20 protein-coding genes are annotated in these 18,988 nt (G+C 62.6%); 7 read left to right on the plus strand and 13 right to left on the minus strand.

Going from position 1 to position 18,988, the window contains the following annotated elements:
* Positions 1-8: 8 nt before the first annotated feature.
* On the minus strand, positions 9-1,451 hold the full coding sequence (locus tag QMK54_RS13205) for an aldehyde dehydrogenase family protein (protein WP_320402682.1): 1,443 nt from the start codon (positions 1,449-1,451) through the stop codon (positions 9-11).
* Positions 1,452-1,542: 91 nt separating this feature from the next.
* On the opposite strand from QMK54_RS13205, the gene QMK54_RS13210 reads away from it, so the two are divergent.
* The gene (locus tag QMK54_RS13210) at positions 1,543-2,430 is read left to right on the plus strand and encodes a LysR family transcriptional regulator (RefSeq protein ID WP_223595776.1); all 888 of its coding nucleotides are present in this window, start codon (positions 1,543-1,545) and stop codon (positions 2,428-2,430) included.
* A 2-nt stretch (positions 2,431-2,432) separates the two neighbouring features.
* Here QMK54_RS13210 and QMK54_RS13215 read toward each other — a convergent pair whose 3' ends face one another.
* From QMK54_RS13215 to QMK54_RS13225, 3 genes are all read right to left on the minus strand, one after another.
* Positions 2,433-3,071, minus strand: coding sequence for a helix-turn-helix transcriptional regulator (locus QMK54_RS13215; protein ID WP_110662662.1), 639 nt, complete (start codon positions 3,069-3,071; stop codon positions 2,433-2,435).
* A 19-nt stretch (positions 3,072-3,090) separates the two neighbouring features.
* On the minus strand, positions 3,091-3,720 hold the full coding sequence (locus QMK54_RS13220; protein ID WP_320402683.1) for a hypothetical protein: 630 nt from the start codon (positions 3,718-3,720) through the stop codon (positions 3,091-3,093).
* A gap of 264 nt (positions 3,721-3,984) precedes the next feature.
* Complete coding sequence (locus tag QMK54_RS13225) at positions 3,985-4,773, minus strand: alpha/beta hydrolase (RefSeq protein ID WP_110663247.1); 789 nt, start codon at positions 4,771-4,773, stop codon at positions 3,985-3,987.
* Positions 4,774-4,898: 125 nt separating this feature from the next.
* On the opposite strand from QMK54_RS13225, the gene QMK54_RS13230 reads away from it, so the two are divergent.
* Together QMK54_RS13230 and QMK54_RS13235 are read left to right on the plus strand one after the other, a co-directional pair.
* Positions 4,899-5,843, plus strand: a complete 945-nt coding sequence (locus QMK54_RS13230; RefSeq protein ID WP_320402684.1) for an aldo/keto reductase — start codon at positions 4,899-4,901, stop codon at positions 5,841-5,843.
* Between the two features lie 123 nt (positions 5,844-5,966).
* Positions 5,967-6,620 carry a peroxiredoxin gene (locus QMK54_RS13235; protein ID WP_223595768.1) on the plus strand — a complete coding sequence of 218 codons (654 nt, stop codon included), beginning with the start codon at positions 5,967-5,969 and terminating at the stop codon, positions 6,618-6,620.
* A 146-nt stretch (positions 6,621-6,766) separates the two neighbouring features.
* Here the strand turns inward: QMK54_RS13235 and yghX are convergent, their stop codons facing one another.
* From yghX to QMK54_RS13265, 6 genes are all read right to left on the minus strand, one after another.
* Positions 6,767-7,654, minus strand: a complete 888-nt coding sequence (yghX, locus tag QMK54_RS13240) for a YghX family hydrolase (RefSeq protein WP_110663209.1) — start codon at positions 7,652-7,654, stop codon at positions 6,767-6,769.
* A 179-nt stretch (positions 7,655-7,833) separates the two neighbouring features.
* On the minus strand, positions 7,834-8,235 hold the full coding sequence (locus QMK54_RS13245; RefSeq protein WP_223595764.1) for a heme-binding protein: 402 nt from the start codon (positions 8,233-8,235) through the stop codon (positions 7,834-7,836).
* Positions 8,236-8,254: 19 nt separating this feature from the next.
* Positions 8,255-9,472 carry a glycolate oxidase subunit GlcF gene (gene glcF, locus QMK54_RS13250; RefSeq protein ID WP_320402685.1) on the minus strand — a complete coding sequence of 406 codons (1,218 nt, stop codon included), beginning with the start codon at positions 9,470-9,472 and terminating at the stop codon, positions 8,255-8,257.
* Between the two features lie 3 nt (positions 9,473-9,475).
* Entirely contained in the window at positions 9,476-10,540 is a 1,065-nt protein-coding gene (glcE, locus tag QMK54_RS13255) for a glycolate oxidase subunit GlcE (protein WP_320402686.1), read from the minus strand.
* Positions 10,540-12,039 carry a glycolate oxidase subunit GlcD gene (glcD, locus tag QMK54_RS13260; RefSeq protein ID WP_320402687.1) on the minus strand — a complete coding sequence of 500 codons (1,500 nt, stop codon included), beginning with the start codon at positions 12,037-12,039 and terminating at the stop codon, positions 10,540-10,542. The genes glcE and glcD overlap by 1 nt, the downstream gene beginning before the upstream one ends.
* A 130-nt stretch (positions 12,040-12,169) precedes the next feature.
* Positions 12,170-13,933 carry an L-lactate permease gene (locus QMK54_RS13265; protein ID WP_110660573.1) on the minus strand — a complete coding sequence of 588 codons (1,764 nt, stop codon included), beginning with the start codon at positions 13,931-13,933 and terminating at the stop codon, positions 12,170-12,172.
* Positions 13,934-14,113: 180 nt separating this feature from the next.
* Here QMK54_RS13265 and QMK54_RS13270 point away from each other — a divergent pair, with 180 nt between their 5' ends.
* Positions 14,114-14,350 (plus strand): hypothetical protein, encoded by a 237-nt coding sequence (locus QMK54_RS13270; RefSeq protein ID WP_110660574.1) that lies wholly within the window; start codon positions 14,114-14,116, stop codon positions 14,348-14,350.
* 38 nt (positions 14,351-14,388) lie between these two features.
* Here the strand turns inward: QMK54_RS13270 and QMK54_RS13275 are convergent, their stop codons facing one another.
* Positions 14,389-14,649 carry a hypothetical protein gene (locus QMK54_RS13275; protein WP_223595044.1) on the minus strand — a complete coding sequence of 87 codons (261 nt, stop codon included), beginning with the start codon at positions 14,647-14,649 and terminating at the stop codon, positions 14,389-14,391.
* 412 nt (positions 14,650-15,061) lie between these two features.
* Between QMK54_RS13275 and QMK54_RS13280 the strand changes: the two genes are divergently transcribed.
* Positions 15,062-16,126 (plus strand): hypothetical protein, encoded by a 1,065-nt coding sequence (locus QMK54_RS13280; protein WP_110660576.1) that lies wholly within the window; start codon positions 15,062-15,064, stop codon positions 16,124-16,126.
* A 16-nt stretch (positions 16,127-16,142) separates the two neighbouring features.
* The gene (locus QMK54_RS13285; RefSeq protein WP_320402688.1) at positions 16,143-16,496 is read left to right on the plus strand and encodes a DUF1428 domain-containing protein; all 354 of its coding nucleotides are present in this window, start codon (positions 16,143-16,145) and stop codon (positions 16,494-16,496) included.
* Positions 16,497-16,510: 14 nt separating this feature from the next.
* On the opposite strand, the gene QMK54_RS13290 is transcribed toward QMK54_RS13285, so the two are convergent.
* The gene (locus QMK54_RS13290) at positions 16,511-16,705 is read right to left on the minus strand and encodes a hypothetical protein (RefSeq protein WP_056727280.1); all 195 of its coding nucleotides are present in this window, start codon (positions 16,703-16,705) and stop codon (positions 16,511-16,513) included.
* Between the two features lie 122 nt (positions 16,706-16,827).
* Here QMK54_RS13290 and thpR point away from each other — a divergent pair, with 122 nt between their 5' ends.
* Positions 16,828-17,370: an RNA 2',3'-cyclic phosphodiesterase gene (gene thpR, locus QMK54_RS13295; RefSeq protein ID WP_320402689.1), complete on the plus strand. Its 543-nt coding sequence runs from the start codon at positions 16,828-16,830 to the stop codon at positions 17,368-17,370.
* Between the two features lie 420 nt (positions 17,371-17,790).
* Here the strand turns inward: thpR and QMK54_RS13300 are convergent, their stop codons facing one another.
* Positions 17,791-18,888, minus strand: a complete 1,098-nt coding sequence (locus tag QMK54_RS13300; protein WP_110663189.1) for a polyamine ABC transporter substrate-binding protein — start codon at positions 18,886-18,888, stop codon at positions 17,791-17,793.
* Between the last annotated feature and the right edge of the window lie 100 nt (positions 18,889-18,988).

An 18,988-nucleotide genomic window follows, 5' to 3' on the forward strand; every position in this document is an offset into this window, starting at 1 on the left:
TCTCCCGTTCAAGGTCGCACGTAGGTGGTCTTGACCACGGTGTAGAACTCGCGGGCGTATTGCCCTTGCTCGCGTGGTCCGAAGCTGGAGGCTTTGCGACCGCCGAACGGCACGTGGTAATCGGTGCCGGCGGTGGGCAGGTTGACCATCACGCAACCGGTGCGGGCCCGGCGCTTGAAGTCGCTGGCATAACGCAGCGACTGGGTGATGATGCCGGCGGTGAGGCCGTATTCGGTATCGTTCAACACCGACAAGGCTTGTTCGTAATCGTTGACCCGGATCACACAGGCAATCGGCCCGAAGATTTCCTCGCGGTTGATGCGCATGCTGTTGTGGGTATTGATGAACAGGGCGGGGCGCATGTAGTGCCCGGCCGGCTCCAGGTTGAGCAGTTCGCCGCCCTCGACCAGGGTCGCGCCTTCGTCTTCGGCCAGTTGCAGGTAATGGAGGTTCTGCTCCAGTTGCCGGGCTTCGGCCACCGGGCCGATCTGTACGCCCTGGCCGAGGGCATGGCCGACCTTCAGCTGACGCATGCGCGCCACCAGTGCTTCGACGAAACGGTCATGGATGCCGTCGCAGACGATCAATCGCGAAGAAGCCGTGCACTTTTGCCCGGTGCCGAAGAAGGCGCCGTTCAACGCGCATTCCACGGCGATGTCGAGGTCGGCGTCATCGAGCACCACCAGGGCGTTCTTGCTGCCCATTTCCAGTTGGCAACGCACCAGGTTGCCGGCGGTGGCGACCGCGACGCGGCGACCGGTCTGCAGGGAACCGGTGAAGGTCAACGCATCGATGTCGGCGGACTGGATCAGGCTTTCGCCGACCACCGCGCCGCTGCCCATGACCAGGTTGAAGGTGCCGGCGGGCAGGGCCTGGCGGCTGATGATTTCGGTCAGGGCCCAGGCGCTGGCCGGCACCAGGTTGGCCGGTTTGAACACCACGGCATTGCCGAAGGCCAGGGCCGGGGCAATCTTCCAGGCGGCGGTGGCCATGGGGAAATTCCACGGGGTGATGATGCCGACCACACCGACCGGTTCACGCTGCACTTCGATCTCGATGCCGGGGCGTACCGAGGCGGCGGTCTCGCCCATCTGGCGCAGCACTTCGGCGGCGTAGTAGTGGAAGAACTGCGCAGAGCGATTGACCTCGCCGATGCCCTCTGCCAGCGGTTTGCCTTCTTCCCGGGAGAGCCGTTCGCCGAGTTCTTCCTTGCGTGCCATCAGCTCGTTGCCGATGGCCATCAGCACTTGCTGGCGCTGTTCCAGGCCGCTGGCGGCCCATAACGGCTGGGCGTCGCGGGCGGCGGCGATGGCGTCCTGGGTTTGCTCGGCGCTGGCTTGCTGGTAGTGGCCGATGAGGTCTTGAACATCCGAAGGGCTGTGGTTGGCGATGACGCCCTGGCCTTCGCACCAGTTGCCGCCGATGTAGTTTTTGTAGGGTTGCAGTGCCATGGGAACCTCCGATTGCGTTGGCCCCATCTTGAGAGTATTAGTCTGCAAATAAAAATTAATAATAAATATGAAATGATAAGGAAAACTTACCGTGCTGCCTGAGCTGAAGATTACCCAACTGCGCTATTTCGTCCTGGTCGCCCAGCTGAAAAGCTTTCACGGCGCGGCGAAGCAGGCCTATCGCACGCAACCGGCGCTGTCCCTGGCCGTGCGTGAGCTGGAGCAGAAACTCGGCCAGCCATTGTTCGAAAAGGGCGGCAAGACCGAACTGACACCCTTCGGCGAACACTGCTTGCCGCTGTTCCAGGATTTGCTCGCGCATCACGACCGTATCGCCCGTGAAGTCAGCTTGCTGGCACGGCATGAAATCGGTCAGGTGAGCATCGCCACGGTGCCATCGGTGGCCAGTCGGTTGCTGCCGCATCTGCTGGCACGGTTTGTCAGCGAGCACCCGAAAATGCAGATCAGCATGCAGGACGGCAACGCCGACAGCGTCCAGCAGTTGTTGGTCCAGGGGCAGGTGGACTTTGCGATCAGCAGCGTGTGGACGGCGGACGAAAACATTGAGTTCGTGCCGATCCTGAGTGATCGGGTGGGGGTGGTCTGCCGCCACGATCATCCATTGGTGGCGAGCGGCGAGGCATTGCACTGGTCGAGCCTGCAAGCCTACCCGCTGGTGCGCAATGGCACGTCGCGCTTGCTCGCTGGCACGGAGGCGGCGGGGTTGCTGGACAGCAGTCTGCTGTTCGTCTCCAACATGATTTCGCTGATCGCGATGCTGGAAGAGGGCATCGGCATCACCACGCTGCCGTCCCTGGCGTTCCCGCAGGGCAACGAGAAACTGGTGTTCCTGCCGCTGTCAGAGCCGCGGGTGGAGCGCCAGATCGGCATCCTGTGCCGCAAGGGGCAGAGCCTGTCGCCAGCGGCGGCCGAGTTGATGGGGTTTCTCAAGGCGAACATGCAGATGGTCGATCTGTAACGTCAGGGTTCGAGTGGCGGCTCCGGGCTTTCTGTCGGTCGCAGCTTGAAGCGACAGACATGCCCGCCACGCACCATGCATTCGCTGTGTTCGACTTCACCGCCGCCCAGCGCGCCGATCAAGGCCAGGTCCAGTTCGCAGACCACCGGATGCTCGGCGGCCAGGCGATGGAACACGCAGTTGTGCGCAACGATTTCCGGGCTGTCGCCTGAGCGAAAAAACACCTCGGCTTCGTAGCCCGCCTGGTTCATGTGCTGGACGATCCTGGCTTCGTCAACGACCTGTTGTTCACGGTCCAAGGCCAGTTTTCGGCCCATGCTGCGCATCAGCGAGGCAAGGGCTTCGGGGCCGATGATGGCGGCGACTTCATCGATCAATACGCTGGCCAGCAGCTGATAGTGGCGAGGGAATTGCTCCCGCGCGTGGTCGGTGAGCCGATACAGCTGCTCGGGGCGACGGCCCGTCGGGCGGGTGTCGCCGCGCAGCACCAGGTCGTCACGCTCCAGCGCCGCCAGGTGTTGGCGGATCGCCGTACGTGTGACGGCCAGATGTTCAGCCAACTCGTCAATGCTCATGCCGCCGGCATGGTGCAGTAGGGCATTGAGCAGGTCTTGCTGTGTTCGGCCCAGTCCTTCCAGCATGGTGTGCCCTCGCGCGATATCAGAACTTGTCCGGGAATTGCTTGACCAGCGCGCCGGTCAAGGCGTCGGCCAGGGCCAGGATGTGCGTGCGCATCATCGCCCAGGTACGGGCTTCGCCAGCGTAATCGTGCGCGGCAAACTCATCGATCTGGGCGATGTGGTGACCGCCATGGGCTGACAACATCGTCACCAGTGTCGTCTCAGGCAGATTGGGGTTGGCACCGGCCAGGAAAGCCGCGATCGCCTTGGCATTGCCGGTCAATTCGGTGACGGCGGCCTGCTTGCCTTTCGCATCCTTGGCAACGGTGGCATCGCTGTAGTGTTTCACCGCGCCCCAATGCCCGGCAAGCAGCTTGAGCAATTGATCCGCCGCTGGCTGGCCGTAGAGCGGGGCGATGCTGTTGGCGATTTTGGTGGCGTTGTCGACCACCTGGTCGGCCGCGACTTTGGCTTGCTTCTGGTCGGCGGATTGATTGGCCAGCGCGTAGTTTCTGATCCAGAAAATGTGCTCGACCCAAAGGTCACGCTCGGCCAGGCGCGTGGTCAGCGCGGGGCTGTCGGCCGCGGCGGGTGAAGCGGCAGGCGTCTGGCTCCAGACCGGTTGTGCACACAATGCCAGCAGGAGCAAAGCCAGGGTTTTGATATTCATGACGGCACCCTCAGAGAGTGGGAACGTTCGACAATATCAATATAGACATAAAAATATGTTTTTATTGGGCACAGGTGAGTTCTCGGATGAACGGCCATAGCCTGTCGCCAAAAGCGATTTGGCTTTTTGTGGCGAGGGGGCTTGCCCCCGTTCGACCGCGAAGCGGTCGCAAAAGTTTGTCTGATATACCGTATCGTCTGGGTTGGGGACTACTTCGTAGTCCAACGGGGGCAAGCCCCCTCGCCACAAAGACCGCTGATCCCGTTACAACCCATCCCCCAGCGCCTTGAGGTATTCAGGGCTTTCGCCGATCGAGTTATGCCCCGTCCCCTCGATGACCTGCATCGAAGCCACGCCTTTGGTGAAGTGACTCAACAGGCGCTCGGTGCTGGAGCGCGGAATCACTTCGTCATGCCCGGCCGCAATCAATACCGTCGGCACCGTGATGCGGGCGGCGTACTGCCAGGACGGGTATTTGTCCTTCAGCAACCAGCGCACCGGAAACCAGCGGAACTGACGGGCGGCCAGCCCTTCGAGGCTGTTGTAGGGCGTGATCAGCACCAGCCGCGCGGCCGGCCGCTGGCTGGCAAGGCGCACGGCAACCCCGGAACCCAGGCTGCGCCCGACCACCGCCACATGCGGATGGGTGGCATACACCTGGTCGAACAACGTGATGGCATCGCGGGCAATGGCCTCTTCGGATGGCGAGCCGGAACTCCCGCCAAAGCCACGGTAATGCAGCAGATACAGGGCGTAGTCAGGGAACGCCTGGGTGAACCCGGGCAGGTTGCGCGAGACGTCCTCGGCATTGCCGCCGAAATAAACCAGCGCGTTCGGGCCATCGTGAGGGCGGACAGTGACCAGCACCTGTGCGTCGGCGACCGGCAGGGTCAGCAGCGTTGCGGCTGTCCCGACGGTGCGCGGTTGCGGGTAATAGATCAGCGCCCGTTGAAACACGAACAGCGCGACGCACAGCGCCAGGTACAGCGCAGCGACGATGACGACGAGCAACACCAGGGTGCGTGACATTCGACTAACGTTAGTGGGCGGCATGAACGCTCGGGGTTTGAAAGTGGCTGGCGCAAGGCTTTCTGAGTGTAGTCAATCGACCTTTGGCGCGGGTTGTCCGGACGGTCGACGCAACGGACCGAACCCGAACGACTGGTGAGAAGCGTTTTATGAGCCATCCTGAGGGTTACACCCGTAGAGAAATACTCACGCTGGCTGCCGGTGCTTCGGCGGTCTTCACGTTCGGTCCGGTGGGGGCACAACCCGCGCCGCCGACGGGAACAGGAGGCAAGACCATGCAGACTCGCGCCATTCCTTCCAGTAACGAGCCCTTGCCGATCGTAGGCTTGGGCACTTATCGCGGATTCGACGTCGAGCCTTCGCAACCGACCTACAAGGACCTGCCCACGGTACTGGATGCGTTGTTCGACAAGGGCGGCACGTTGATCGACAGCTCGCCGATGTATGGTCGCGCCGAACAGACCATCGGCGAACTGCTGTCGATCCATGAGCCACGTTCGCCGGCGTTCCTGGCCACCAAGGTGTGGACCCGGGGCCGCGAAGAAGGCATTGCGCAGATGGAGCAATCCTTCGCCCTGTTGCAGACCGACATTATCGACCTGATGCAGATCCACAACCTGCTGGACTGGCAGACGCACCTGCCGACCCTGCGCCACTGGAAGGAAGCAGGGCGCATCCGCTACATCGGCATCACCCATTACACCGCATCGGCCTATGAAGAAGTCGAAGCGGTACTCAAGGCCGAGCCAGTGGATTTCTTGCAGATCAACTACGCGCTGGATGATCGCGGCGTCGAGAAACGCCTGCTGCCGTTGTGCCGCGAACGGGGCGTGGCGGTGATCTGCAATCGACCGTTTGGCGGTGGCGGCTTGCTGGCCAAACTGAAAGACAAACCGCTGCCAGGCTGGGCGGCGCAAGTCGGGGTCAAGAGCTGGCCGCAACTGGCGCTGAAGTTCCTGCTGTCGCATTCGGCGGTGACCTGCGTGATTCCGGGCACCGGCAACCCGCGCTACATGGCGGAAAATGCCAGGGCCGGATTCGGCCCGACATTGACCGACGCCCAGCGTCAGCAACTGATCGCGCTGGTCGGCTAACGACGCACCCGATGCGGTCCGGCGAGTCCCGCAACCTCTCCTATACTGTCTCGCGTCCATGCCGTTGAAAGCGCATTCGGTGCCCTGACGGCATCCCTGTCCATCACTGCAAGGAGATCGAACATGGCTATCCGCATTGGCGACGAAGCACCGGATTTCACCGCTGAAACCACCGAAGGCACGCTCAATTTTCACCAATGGGTCGGCGATGGCTGGGCTATCCTGTTTTCCCATCCCAAGGATTTCACCCCGGTGTGCACCACCGAACTGGGTTACCTGGCCAAACTCAAGCCGGAATTCGACAAGCGCAACACCAAGGTCCTCGGCCTCAGCGTCGACCCGGTCAGTGACCATAACCGCTGGGTCGGTGACATTGCCGAGACCCAGGGCTGCGCGGTCAACTATCCGCTGATCGGCGACGAGAACCTGGTGGTGGCCAAGCTCTACGACATGATCCACCCCAATGCCAGCGGCGGCGCGCGTACGGCAGTGGACAACGCCACGGTGCGTTCGGTGTTCATCGTCGGCCCGGACAAGAAGGTCAAGGCCATGCTGATCTACCCGATGAGCGCCGGGCGTAATTTCGATGAAGTGCTGCGCCTGCTCGATTCCCTGCAACTGAATGCCAAGCACACCGTTGCCACGCCGGTGAACTGGCGGCCGGGTGAGGATGTGATCATCCCGACTTCAGTGTCTGACGAAGATGCGAAGAAGAAATACCCGGAGGGCTTCAAGACATTGAAGCCGTATTTGCGGACGGTGGCTCAGCCGAAGTAACTGCTGCGGCCTTAAGATCGCCTTCGCGAGCAAGCCCGCTCCCACAGGGGATCTCCAGTGAACACAAAATCTGTGTACGACAGAGATCCAATGTGGGAGCGGGCTTGCTCGCGAAGAGGCCGGCCCCGCAGACCAAGAACTCCCGGTCAAACCAGATACTTCTTAAACCACCCCACCGTCCGCTCCCACGCCAGCTTCGCCGCCGCCTCGTCATAACGCGGTGTCGAGTCATTGTGAAAACCATGATTGCAGCCCGGGTAAATGTAGGCCTCATAGGTCTTGCCCCCGGCCTTCAACGCTTTCTCATAGGCGGGCCAGCCTTCGTTGATCCGCGTATCCAGTTCGCCGTAGTGCAGCATCACCGGGGCCTTGATCCGGGGCACTTCCTCCGCCGTCGGCTGACGGCCATAGAACGACACGGCGGCACCCAGTTCCGGATAAGCCACGGCCGCCGCGTTGGTCACGCCACCGCCGTAGCAGAACCCGGTGATGCCGACTTTTCCCGTGGCGGCCGGGTGTTTCATCATCCACTCGACGGCGGCGAAAAAGTCGTTCATCAGCTTTTCCGGATCGACCGTGGCTTGAAGCTCGCGACCCTTGTCGTCATTGCCGGGATAACCGCCGACCGACGTCAGGCCATCCGGGGCGAGGGCGATGAACCCGGCCTTGGCCACTCGCCGGGCCACGTCTTCGATGTACGGGTTGAGCCCGCGGTTTTCGTGCACGACCACCACCGCCGGTACTTTGCCGGCGGTCTTGGCCGGGCGCACCAGGTAACCGCGAACCTGGCCGTGGCCCTTGGGCGACGGGTAGGTGACGTATTCGGCAAGGATGTCCGGATCGGTGAACTCGACCTGCTCGGCCAGCGCATAGTTGGGGCTTAGCGCGGCGAGCAGGGCGCCAGCGGTCAAGCCGCCGAAGGTGAACAACGCCGCACGGTCGAGAAACTCCCGGCGGTTGATCTTGCCGTGGGCGTAGTAGTCGTAGAGTTCCAGCAGTTCGGGGGCGAAGTCTTTTGCGGTTAGACGGGGCATCGCAGAGTTCCTCTCGGCTGGTTGAACGCGGCCCCTGTGGGAGCGGGCTTGTGGCGAGGGGGCTTGCCCCCGTTGGACTGCGCAGCAGTCCCATTTTTCGGGGGCCGCTTCGCGACCCAACGGGGGCAAGCCCCCTCGCCACAAGCCCATCCACAGGGGAAAAGGGTGAAGCCGACACCTCATTCCAGGCACTGCGCCCCGGCCTTCGCCACCTGCGCATCCTGTTCGGGCTTGACGCCCGACACCCCGACAGCACCAATCACCTGCCCATCGAAAACAATCGGCACGCCACCCTCAAGCGAAGTCAGCACCGGTGCTGACAGGAAAGCGTAGCGCCCACTGTTGACCATGTCCTCATAACTTTTCGATTCGCGTCGCCCGAGGGCTGAGGTGCGGGCCTTTTCGGTGGCGATGTACGCGCTGCTCGGCGCGCAGCCGTCGAGGCGTTCGAGGGCCAGTGGGTGGCCGCCGTCATCGACCACCACTATGGTCACGGCCCATTGGTTGGCCTGTGCTTCGGCGCGGGCGGCTTTGATGATCTGGCCGACTTCGGCCTGGCTCAGGACGGCTTTGCTGTTCATGGGCATCTCCAGGATTCGCTTAAGGCAGGGCGGCTTCGACCAGTTCGATCCAGTGCCGCACCGGGGTTCGGCCCGCGCCGTCGAGGTGCGACTGGCAGCCAATGTTGGCCGTGACAATCACCTCGGGATGGCCGCTTTCCAGGGCGTTGAGCTTGTTGTCGCGCAGTTGTCGCGACAATTCGGGCTGGGTCAGCGAATAGGTGCCCGCCGAGCCGCAGCACAGGTGCCCATCGGGAACGGGCGTGAGGTTGAAACCGAGTTCGCTCAGCAGCGCTTCCACGGCTCCGCCGAGTTTCTGCCCGTGCTGCAAGGTGCAGGGGCAATGGAAGGCCAGGCGCTGGGAGGCGTGGATGCCAAGTTTTTCCAGGGGTTCGTCTCGCAACACCTCCACCAGGTCCCGGGCCAGTTCGCTGACCTTTTTCGCCTTGGCTGCATAGGCCGGGTCGCTGGCGAGCAGATGGCCGTAGTCCTTGATAAAGGCGCCGCAACCGCTGGCGGTCTGCACAATCGCCTCGGCGCCTTTTTCGATGCCCGGCCACCACGCGTCGATGTTGCGCCGGGCGCGATCGAGACCGGCGGCCTGGGCATCCAGGTGGTAATCCACGGCACCACAGCAACCGGCTTCGCGGGTCGCGATGACGCTGATCCCCAACCGGTCCAGCACCCGCGCCGCGGCGGCATTGGTGTTGGGTGACAGGCCGGGCTGCACGCAACCTTCGAGCATCAGCACCTGGCGCTCACGGTGGGTCATGGGCCGCGGCTTGGCCGGGTAGACACTGCGCGGCAACTTGCTTTGCAGGAGGCCGGGCAGCAGGGCGCGGAACACCTGACCGCCATTGACCAGGCTCTTGAACAGATCGGGATGCGGCACGGTCTGGCGCAACCCTTCGCGCAACAGGCGTTGACCGAGCGGGCGCGGCACCGCCGCATCGACCACCGCCCGGCCGATGTCCAGCAGGTTGTGATAATCGACGCCCGACGGGCAGGTGGTTTCGCAGTTGCGGCACGACAGGCAGCGGTCCAGATGCTGTTGGGTCTTTTGCGTGACCTCGTTGCCTTCCAGCACTTGCTTGATCAGGTAGATGCGCCCTCGCGGTCCGTCCAGTTCATCGCCGAGCAATTGATAGGTCGGACACGTGGCATTGCAGAAGCCGCAGTGCACGCAGGTGCGCAGGATGCTTTCGGCTTCTGCGGCACGGGGCAGATGGCTGGCGCGTTCACTCAAGGTCGTCTGCATGGTTCAAAGCTCCGCGTACAGGCGTCCGGGGTTGAAGATGCCCCGTGGATCGAGTTGTTGTTTGAGGTTGCGGTGATAACGCATCAGCGCCGGCGGCAGCGGATGGAAGGGGCTGTCGGTCAGGCCGTGGCTGAAGCAGGTGACATGACCGCCGACCTCGTCGACCACCTGGCGGATGAATGCCGCTTCGGCATCGGACTTCAGCCAGCGCTGGGCGCCGCCCCAGTCGAGCATCTGGCGACCCGGCAGCGACAGGCGTGGCGTGTTGTGCGGCAGGGACAGGCGCCACAGCGGCTGGTCTTCATCGAAGTAACTCAGGCGCTGTTCGTTGAGATCGTCCCAGAAGGCAGCGTCCAGCCGTTCGCCGCCGAGGCGCTCATGGGCCGCCGCCACCGAACCCTCACCGCCCTCGAGCCGCAGGTGCAGGCGTGTGCCGTCGTGACAGGCGGCGCTGATCGGCAGCGGTTGCTGGCCCCATTCCGCCAGGCGCAGTAAGGCCCGTTCGGTGTTCATTTCCAGGCTGATGCTCAGGCACTGCCGGGGTTTGGGCAGCACTTTGAGCGAGACTTCGGTGAGCAGCCCGAGGCTGCCATGACTGCCGGCCATCAGGCGCGACAGGTCGTAGCCGGCGACGTTCTTCATCACTTCGCCACCGAAGCGCAACAGCTTGCCATGCCCTGTGATCACCCGCGTGCCGAGGACGAAATCCCGCACCGAGCCGGACCACGGGCGCCGTGGCCCGGACAACCCGCAGGCGATCATGCCGCCGACAGTAGCGCCGTCGCCGAAGGACGGCGGTTCGCAGGGCAGCATCTGTTGCGCGGCATCCAGCACTTGCGCCAGCTCCGACAACGGCGTGCCGCAACGGGCGGTGATCACCAGCTCTGTCGGGTCGTAACTGACGATGCCCCGGTGCGAGCGGGTGTCGAGAATTTCCCCGGCGGTGGTGCGCCCCAGGAAGCCTTTGCTGTTGGAACCCTGGATGCGCAACGGCGTGGCGTTTTCCAGCGCCTGATTGACCTGCTCCAGCAGTGACGGGCTGTCGTCGAAATCTTCAGGGCCGTGCATCAGAAACGCTCCAGCTCGGGGAAGGGCAGTTGCCCGCCATGCACGTGCATGGCACCGAATTCGGCGCAGCGGTGCAGGGTCGGAATGTTCTTGCCGGGGTTGAGCAGGCCGCTTGGGTCGAAGGCGGCCTTGATGGCATGGAACAGGGTCAGCTCATCGCTGTTGAACTGCGCGCACATCTGATTGATCTTCTCGCGGCCCACGCCGTGTTCACCGGTGATGCTGCCGCCGACTTTCACGCACAACTCCAGGATCTTGCCGCCCAGGGCTTCGGCTCGATCCAGTTCACCGGGTTGATTGGCATCGAACAGGATCAACGGATGCATGTTGCCGTCCCCGGCATGGAACACGTTAGCCACCCGCAGGCCGTACTCGTTCGACAGTTCGGCGATGGCATGCAGCACACCGGGCAGTTCGCGACGGGGGATGGTGCCGTCCATGCAGTAATAGTCCGGCGAGAGGCGGCCGACCGCCGGGAAGGCATTCTTGCGCCCGGCCCAGAAACGCACGCGCTCGGCTTCGTCTTTGGCCTGGCGCACCTCGGTTGCGCCGGCCTGTTGCAGTACCTGGCGCACCCGCTCGCAGTCATCGGCGACATCGGCTTCAACGCCATCGAGCTCGCACAGCAGGATGGCCTGGGCATCCACCGGATAACCGGCGTGGATGAAGTCCTCGGCGGCGCGGATGGCCAGGTTGTCCATCATTTCCAGGCCACCGGGGATGATGCCGGCGGCGATGATGTCACCGACCGCGCGCCCGGCTTTTTCCACGGAGTCGAACGCCGCCAGCAGCACCTTGGCGGTCTGCGGTTTGGGCAGCAGCTTGACCGTGACCTCGGTGATCACCCCGAGCAGGCCTTCGGAACCGGTGAACAGTGCCAGCAGGTCGAAGCCGGGGGAGTCGAGGGCGTTGGAGCCCAGGCTCAGAGGCTCGCCATCGACGGTAAGGATGTCGACCTTGAGTATGTTGTGCACGGTCAGGCCGTATTTCAGGCAGTGCACGCCACCGGCATTTTCCGCGACGTTGCCGCCAATCGAGCAGGCGATTTGCGAGGACGGATCCGGCGCGTAATACAGGCCGAAGGGGGCCGCCGCCTGGGAAATCGCCAGATTGCGCACGCCGGGCTGAACCCGTGCGGTACGGGCGGCGGGATCGATGTGCAGGATGTTGTTGAAGCGCGCCATCACTAGCAGCACGCCTTTCTCCAGGGGCAGCGCTCCACCGGACAAACCGGTACCGGCGCCACGGGCCACCACGGCGACCTGCCGTTCATGGCAGACGCGCAGCACCCCTTGCACCTCGTCGATGTGCCGGGGCAGCACCACCAGCAGCGGGGTGGTGCGATAGGCCGACAGCCCATCGCATTCGTAGGGCTTGAGCTCCTCCTGCTGATGCAGGATTTCCAGAGCCGGCAAGCGGGTTTGCAGGGCGTGCAGGAGCGCCTGTTTGTCGACGTCGGGCAAGGCGCCGTCAACGCGCTCATCGTAGAGAATGTTCATGGGTTCATGACTCTCGCAGGAGGCCACTGACCTTCATCATTGGCCTGATACAGCCGACTGTCCATTGGGATGTTTGTCTGCACGACGGACCATTCATTCAATAAAAACACTCTCCAGTGTGGGAGTCGATTTAATGGCCGCCCACCACCATGTGGCTGAACGGTGCGACATAGGCCTGCAACGTCACCAGCCCGCCGACCAGGATCGCCAGCACAATCGAGTGGAAGAACACGTAGCGCAGGATTTCCCCTTCATGGCCGTACCAGCGGGTGGCGGTGGAGGCGACCACGATCGACTGGGCGTCGACCATCTTGCCCATGACCCCGCCGGAACTGTTGGCGGCGGCCATCAACACCGGGCTGATGCCCAGCTGCTCGGAGGTCACCCGTTGCAACCCGCCGAACAGCACGTTGGACGCGGTGTCCGAGCCGGTCAGCGCCACGCCGAGCCAGCCGAGCAGGGTGCCGAACATCGGGTAGAAAATGCCCGTCGCGGCGAAGGCCAGGCCCATGGTCGCATCCAGGCCGGAGTAGCGCGTGAGAAAGCCCAGGGCAAGCATCGCCGCAATGGTGATCAGCGAAAAACGCACCACCCACAGGGTGCGCAGGTACTGGCGAATCAGTTGCGGGATCGAGTAGCCCATCAGCAAGCCACCGACAATCGCCGCCAGCAGAATGCCGCTGCCGGTGGCGGTGAACCAGGTGAACTTGTACACGGCTTCTTCGGGTTTCGGCGCCGCCACCACCGGCGGGACTTTTACCACCTGCAAGTGCAAGGTGCTGAATGTCAAGACCGGCGCGAACACAGGATTGGCCTCGAGCATCGGCTTGCCCTGGGGGTCGAGCTTGGCCGTGCTGGTTTGCGGGTCGATGGCCGGGCGGACGTCGAAGTTGTTCTTGAAGCTCTGGGTGCCCCAGATGAACACGAAGATCGTCAGGATGATCCATGGCATCCATGCGCGCATCACGGCAGGTTTCGCCTCATTGGCGAAGGTTGCAGTCGGTACGGGCTTTTCGTCGTGCTCGGCGTCGATCTTCGAGTTGTCGACCCGGCCGGACAGTGCAGCGGAGGTGTGCACGGTGGCCGGTTTCCACACCCTGAGGAAACCGGTCAGGCAGGCCATCGAAATCAGCGCGGCAATCACGTCCACCAGCATCGGCCCGTGATAGTTCGACACGAGGAACTGCGGCACGGCGAAACTGACCCCGGCCACGAGGATCGCCGGCCAGATTTCCAGCATCTTGCGCCAGCCGGCAAAGGCCCAGATCAGCCAGAACGGCACCAGCACCGAGAAGAATGGCAACTGGCGGCCGACCATCATCGACAGCTCCATTTCATCCAGCCCGGTGACCTTGGCCAAGGTGATGATCGGCGTGCCGAGGGCGCCGAACGCCACGGGGGCGGTGTTGGCGATCAGCGCCAGTCCCGAGGCGGCGAGCGGCGAAAACCCCAGCCCGATCAGAATCGCCCCAGTCACCGCCACCGGCGTACCGAAACCGGCCGCGCCTTCGAAAAACGCACCGAAGCAGAAAGCGATCAGGAGCAATTGCAGGCGTCGGTCATCGGTGATGCGCGCCAGGGAGTCCTGCAGCACCTTGAACGAACCGTTCTCGGTGGTCAGGCGGTGCAGGAAGATGATGTTCAACACGATCCAGCCAATCGGTAGCAGTCCATTGGCCGCACCGTACAACGCTGCCGAACCTGCCATGTTCGCCGGCATGCCGAAGGCGAAGATCGCGATCAGCAAGGCCGAGGCCAGGGCGAGCAGCGCCGCCAGGTGTGCCTTGACATGGAAAAACGCGAGGGACGCCAGCATCACCACCACCGGCACAGCCGCCATGAGCGTTGAAAGCACCGGGTTACCGAACGGATCGTAGACTTGCTGCCAGACCATGTTCCACCTCTGCTTTTTATTGTTGGACGTGCAGATCCCCAGGGGGGAAGGTGGGCTTGAGTATAGGTGGCATTGCAGCGCTGTCAGGGCAGGCCTCCGGTCCAGCGGGTCGGCGCAGTGCCGGGGGCTGAGCTAGCATGGCGGGTAGGGTATGAATCCAGCGACGGGAGGAACGCAGACATGACCGAGCGCCACATGGAGCACAAGGAAACGCTATCGAACGGATGCAATATCAGAGTCAAAGCCGAGATATTGAAAGACGGTTCGTTGGGCATGTTCATCGGTGTCTATCGGCCGGACGGCACAGCCATCGATGAAAACCACGATCCACGGCCGCATATGCTCGACATGGAAGCGGCGATGGATTGGGGGATCGACATTGCCAAGGGGATTGGCAATAGCCAGCGAACGTTATGAGCGGTTCCCGTCGGTGCCCGTGCGACCGGCGGTCGCTGTCAGAACCCGAACGAACGGGCCGCGTTTTTTGCCAGTTCGATATCCAGGAGGTGCTCGACCAGCACGTCATTCAAAAAACGGAACTGATCATTGAGCCCGACCACTTCGTTGCTGAAGTGATGATCGGCTGCCGGGATCAGCAATGCCTCGAACTTCTCGTCGAACAGCAGAGTCAACTCTTTACGTGACTCGAATTTCTGCGCGTAGAAATTATTGCCGAACACTGGAAAACGCACGGCGAGGTTAACGGTGCCAGTCATGATGTTTGCTCCTCGCTCAGGACGTACCCGGCAAACAGGCTCAATGTGAACGCCGTCAGGGCCAGGCAGGTCAGCAGATGGATCAGCATGATGTTCCCCTCCGATTCGGGGTTTCGTGTTGGCTTGGGATTGATCCTACGCTGACGGCCGGCAAGCGGAAGGCAATCGCGGCGATGGTGAATATCGACGCCAGTGATGGGTGTTGTGCAGATGTTGCGGGCCTCTTCGCGAGCAAGCCCGCTCCCACAGGTCCGTGGTCAACCGCTTACTTGTGGGAGCGGACTTGCTCGCGAAGGGGGCCTCAAAAGCACCGCCAACTGTCGGCCATGCGCATGCCGCCACCTATACTCAAACCAGAGGTTGTCCAATCACCGAGCCTCCGGTTCGATGACAACTGTAGGAAGCCACAATCGTGAACCTGCGTTCGCTGATCATTGCCGTGCTGGTGGTGTTGGCGGGGTGTGCTACGCCTGCGCGCGCGCCGGTGGTCGTGGCGCCGGTCATCGTTTCCGCGAGCACCTGGCAGCAAATCGACCGGGAGATCGTCGCCGCGTCGCAGTCGGCCACCGAGCAGACCAGAATCTACGCCCGCGGCGCCATGGATTACTGGCGCACGCGGGTCTATGAACTGACCGAACAGAACTTCATTCCGTGGTTCAGCAGCTACTGGACCCAGGAGTGGCTGTCGATGAAGGTCAGCTGGTACACCATCAGCGCCAAGGGCGAGCAGGATGCCTCGGCCAAGCACCTGGCGGCGTACCTGCTCGAAGCCTATCAGGAGAAGGTCCTGGCCCCGGTGGCGGTGGAAATCGATCCCGATGCGATTCTTGGCCTGGCGGCGGCATTCTATGTCGACATCCTCAAGGAAGAACTGCAGAAAATCTCCACTCGCCACGGTGTGCCAATGGCCCAGATCAACGGGCGCATCCAGAAAATCCCGGCCATCGCCCTTGGGCCGCCGCCGGCGCGGGACGCCTCGTTGTACCAGATCGTGCACAGCGAATCGCTGAACTCATTGCCGGCCTACGCTGCGTTGATCGACAAAATCCATAAGGCCGGCGGTGACAAGGGCGTGGGTTCAACCGACACCGCGATGGCGCCTGTGGCCAAGCGCGCCAGCCAGCGCATGGAAGCCGAGATGGCCCCGCGCGGGGCCGCCAGCGCCGTGGCCGCCGCCGCCGGGAAACTCGCCGGCGGATTGATCACCGTCGGTGTAGCGGCGATCCGCGCAATCATCCAGGCCAACGACCGGCCCGACAGCGAGGCGCTGATCCGCAGCAGTCTGGGCAACACCTTCGACAAGGCCTGGATGAAACTGGTGCAGAACCCGACCACCGGTGTCATGGCCAGCACGCTTTACATGGCGGGGCAGATTGAAGGCAGCCTGGGCGGCGGTGCTCAACCGCCGGTCGGTTTGAGCGCCGGCACTGTCGATTTGACGCCAGCGCAATCGACTACCCAGCAGAACACCCCATGACCCAAGGAGAACACTCATGTCCTACGTTGATGGTTTTATCGCTGCCGTACCCACCGCCAACCGTGAGCAATACCTCAGGCACGCCAAGATCGCCGCCTTGGTCTTCAAGGAAAACGGTGCCTTGAGCGTGGTCGAATGCTGGGGCGAGGATGTCCCGGAGGGCAAGGTCACTTCCTTCCCGTTGGCGGTGAAACTCAAGGAAGACGAAACCGTTGCCTTTGGCTGGATCATCTGGCCGGACAAGGCCACTCGCAATGCCGGGATGGACAAGATGATGCAGGACCCGCGCATGAAGCCGGACGTCAATCCGATGCCCTTCGACGGCCAGCGCATGGTCTACGGCGGGTTCGAAGTACTCCTCCAGGCCTGACACCCGACGCGGGATCACTCCGGCGTCGGGGTGATCCTGCAACTCTTGCGCTGGCGGATCTCGTCGTCCGTCGGCCGCTCGCGGATGAACTCGAAGCGCGGCTCACCTTCGCTGTAATGCACCAGCCAGCCCCATTCCAGCTTGAGTTCATCCTGGCCTGGCTCGGGCGGCCTGGCCCACCATGGCTCTTTGCTGATGATTTGTCGCATGGCCCCCTCCGGTATTTCGGAATGCTAGAACTATAACGCGCCTGCCGCACGGCGCCACAAATGCGCTGGCCGGCAGGTCGGTGTTGAGTACACTCAGGCAGTCTTCCCAAGAGGTGTGCGGCATGAACGACGAAACCCGTGAACCGTTCAAGCGTCTGTTCTTTGCCCTGGACTGTGCTCCGGCCCAGCGCCGGGATATCGCCCAGTGGCGCAGTGCGTTGCAACTGCGCAACGGCCGGCCCGTACCGGCGGACAACTTTCACCTGACGTTGAAGTTTCTGGGGGCGGTGGGGGTGGCGCAAATTGCCGACATCTGCACCGCTGCGGCGTCCATCCGCACGCCGGGCGAGCGTTTGACGGTGCTGCTGGACCGCCTGGATGTGTGGCGCAGGGCAGGGGCGCTGGTGCTCGCGCCGGAGCAGGCGACCCCGGCATTGCTGCGCCTGGTGTATGACCTGGAACAGGCGATGTTGCCGTTCGGGCTGGAGCAAGCGCCGAAGGAATACCGTCCGCACCTGACCCTGGCGCGGGACTATCGGGCGTCGGTGCCAGAATCCGCGACACCGCCCGAGTTCTTTCTGCGGGCTGATCGATTCATCCTGTTCGAATCCCACAAGGGCCGTTATCGGGCGTTGGCCGAATGGCCGTTGATCGATCCCCAATAAAAAAGCTTCTTCGCGCGAAAGGCGGATAACGCAATACCTGTAGGAGCCGGCTTGCTGGCGATGGATTCAAGTGCGCCGCGTTTATCCAGTTCACACGCGTTATCGTTAACGACCATCGCCAGCAAGCCGGCTCCTACGCTGAAAATGAAGTGGACTCCAAACCATTGAAAGCCCCAATAAAAAAAGGCGCCCGAGGGCGCCAAATTCACCTGAACCGAGGGAGCCAGGTGAGGCCGTTCTACTTGCAGGAGAGGCAGCGGTGGTAAGGCGCTGCGCGAACGGAAAGTGTTGAACCCCCCACCGATCAAGTGTGGGAGCGGGCTAGCTCGCGAAGAGGCCGGCACATTCAATAGAGATGTCGACTGACCTGACGCCTTCGCGAGCAAGCCCGCTCCCACATGGGTTCGGTGGGGTTCTGGATTATTGGCCCAACTTCACCTTGGTCCAGCCACGGGTCATGATCCGCTGGATGGCGATCGGCTGATCCGGCACGGCATAGAGCGTGGCCATCACCGCTTCCGACGGGTACGAACCCGGATCGTTGCGGATGGCTTCATCGACCAGTGGCGTGGCTGCCGAGTTGGCGTTGCTGTAGCCGATGTTGTTGGTGATGTCGGCGATCACGTCGGGGCGCATCAGGAAGTTCATGAACAGGTACGCGTTCTCGACGTTGGCGGCATCGCGCGGGATGGCGAGCATGTCGTAGAAACTGGCGGCGCCTTCTTTCGGGATGCTGTAGTCGATCTTCACCTTGTCCCCGGCTTCCTGGGCGCGGGCCTTGGCCTGCAGCACGTCGCCGGAGTAACCGACAGCCACGCAGATGTTGCCGTTGGCCAGGTCGGAGATGTATTTCGACGAATGGAAGTACGCCACGTTCGGGCGAATCTTCATGAACAGCGCCTCGGCTTCGGCGATGTGCTGTTTGTCCTGATCGTTCACCGGGTAGCCCAGGTAGTGCAGGGCGGTCGGGATCATTTCTGTCGGCGAGTCGAGGAAACTGATGCCGCAGGCCTTGAGCTTCTCGGCGTACTCCGGTTTGAACAGCAGGTCCCAGGAGTTGGTCGGGGCGTTGGCGCCGAGCACTTCCTTGACCTTTGCCGGGTTGAAGCCGATGCCGATCGAACCCCACATGTACGGGATGGCGTGGGCGTTATCGGGATCACTCGCGGAGGCGTTTTTCAGCAGCACCGGGTTGAGGTTTTTCCAGTTCGACAACTTCGACTTGTCCAGCGTCTGGTAGACCCCGGCCTTGATCTGCTTGGCCAGGAAGCTATTGGACGGCACGACGATGTCGTAGCCGGATTTGCCCGCCAGCAGGCGTGCTTCCAGGGTTTCGTTGCTGTCGAACACATCGTAGGTCACCTGGATGCCGGTCTCGTCTTCGAACTTCTTGACGGTGTCCGGGCCAATGTAATCCGACCAGTTGTAGACGCGCAGAACCTTGTCATTGGCCTGGGCGCCCGTGGCGATTGCGCCCAATAAGGACAGTGTCAGCAGAGTCCTGCCAAACATTTTCATCGGTACAACTCCATTTCTTTTTATACAAAACACAAAACCTGTGGCGAGCGAGCTTTTGTGGCGAGGGGGCTTGCCCCCGTTCGGCTGCGTAGCAGTCGTA

Origin of the sequence: Pseudomonas sp. P5_109, assembly GCF_034009455.1 — a bacterium.
Taxonomy (GTDB): domain Bacteria; phylum Pseudomonadota; class Gammaproteobacteria; order Pseudomonadales; family Pseudomonadaceae; genus Aquipseudomonas.

Excerpts from the sequence above, each read along its gene's own strand:
- QMK54_RS13225 (WP_110663247.1), bottom strand. The coding sequence starts at position 4,773 with ATGCCGCCCACTAACGTTAGTCGAATGTCACGCACCCTGGTGTTGCTC.
- thpR (WP_320402689.1), top strand. The coding sequence starts at position 16,828 with ATGAACGACGAAACCCGTGAACCGTTCAAGCGTCTGTTCTTTGCCCTG.
- QMK54_RS13220 (WP_320402683.1), bottom strand. The coding sequence starts at position 3,720 with ATGAATATCAAAACCCTGGCTTTGCTCCTGCTGGCATTGTGTGCACAA.
- QMK54_RS13230 (WP_320402684.1), top strand. The coding sequence starts at position 4,899 with ATGAGCCATCCTGAGGGTTACACCCGTAGAGAAATACTCACGCTGGCT.
- QMK54_RS13290 (WP_056727280.1), bottom strand. The coding sequence starts at position 16,705 with ATGCGACAAATCATCAGCAAAGAGCCATGGTGGGCCAGGCCGCCCGAG.
- QMK54_RS13205 (WP_320402682.1), bottom strand. The coding sequence starts at position 1,451 with ATGGCACTGCAACCCTACAAAAACTACATCGGCGGCAACTGGTGCGAA.
- QMK54_RS13265 (WP_110660573.1), bottom strand. The coding sequence starts at position 13,933 with ATGGTCTGGCAGCAAGTCTACGATCCGTTCGGTAACCCGGTGCTTTCA.
- QMK54_RS13245 (WP_223595764.1), bottom strand. The coding sequence starts at position 8,235 with ATGAACAGCAAAGCCGTCCTGAGCCAGGCCGAAGTCGGCCAGATCATC.
- QMK54_RS13285 (WP_320402688.1), top strand. The coding sequence starts at position 16,143 with ATGTCCTACGTTGATGGTTTTATCGCTGCCGTACCCACCGCCAACCGT.
- yghX (WP_110663209.1), bottom strand. The coding sequence starts at position 7,654 with ATGCCCCGTCTAACCGCAAAAGACTTCGCCCCCGAACTGCTGGAACTC.
- glcF (WP_320402685.1), bottom strand. The coding sequence starts at position 9,472 with ATGCAGACGACCTTGAGTGAACGCGCCAGCCATCTGCCCCGTGCCGCA.
- glcE (WP_320402686.1), bottom strand. The coding sequence starts at position 10,540 with ATGCACGGCCCTGAAGATTTCGACGACAGCCCGTCACTGCTGGAGCAG.
- QMK54_RS13215 (WP_110662662.1), bottom strand. The coding sequence starts at position 3,071 with ATGCTGGAAGGACTGGGCCGAACACAGCAAGACCTGCTCAATGCCCTA.
- QMK54_RS13300 (WP_110663189.1), bottom strand. The coding sequence starts at position 18,888 with ATGAAAATGTTTGGCAGGACTCTGCTGACACTGTCCTTATTGGGCGCA.
- QMK54_RS13235 (WP_223595768.1), top strand. The coding sequence starts at position 5,967 with ATGGCTATCCGCATTGGCGACGAAGCACCGGATTTCACCGCTGAAACC.
- glcD (WP_320402687.1), bottom strand. The coding sequence starts at position 12,039 with ATGAACATTCTCTACGATGAGCGCGTTGACGGCGCCTTGCCCGACGTC.
- QMK54_RS13270 (WP_110660574.1), top strand. The coding sequence starts at position 14,114 with ATGACCGAGCGCCACATGGAGCACAAGGAAACGCTATCGAACGGATGC.
- QMK54_RS13275 (WP_223595044.1), bottom strand. The coding sequence starts at position 14,649 with ATGACTGGCACCGTTAACCTCGCCGTGCGTTTTCCAGTGTTCGGCAAT.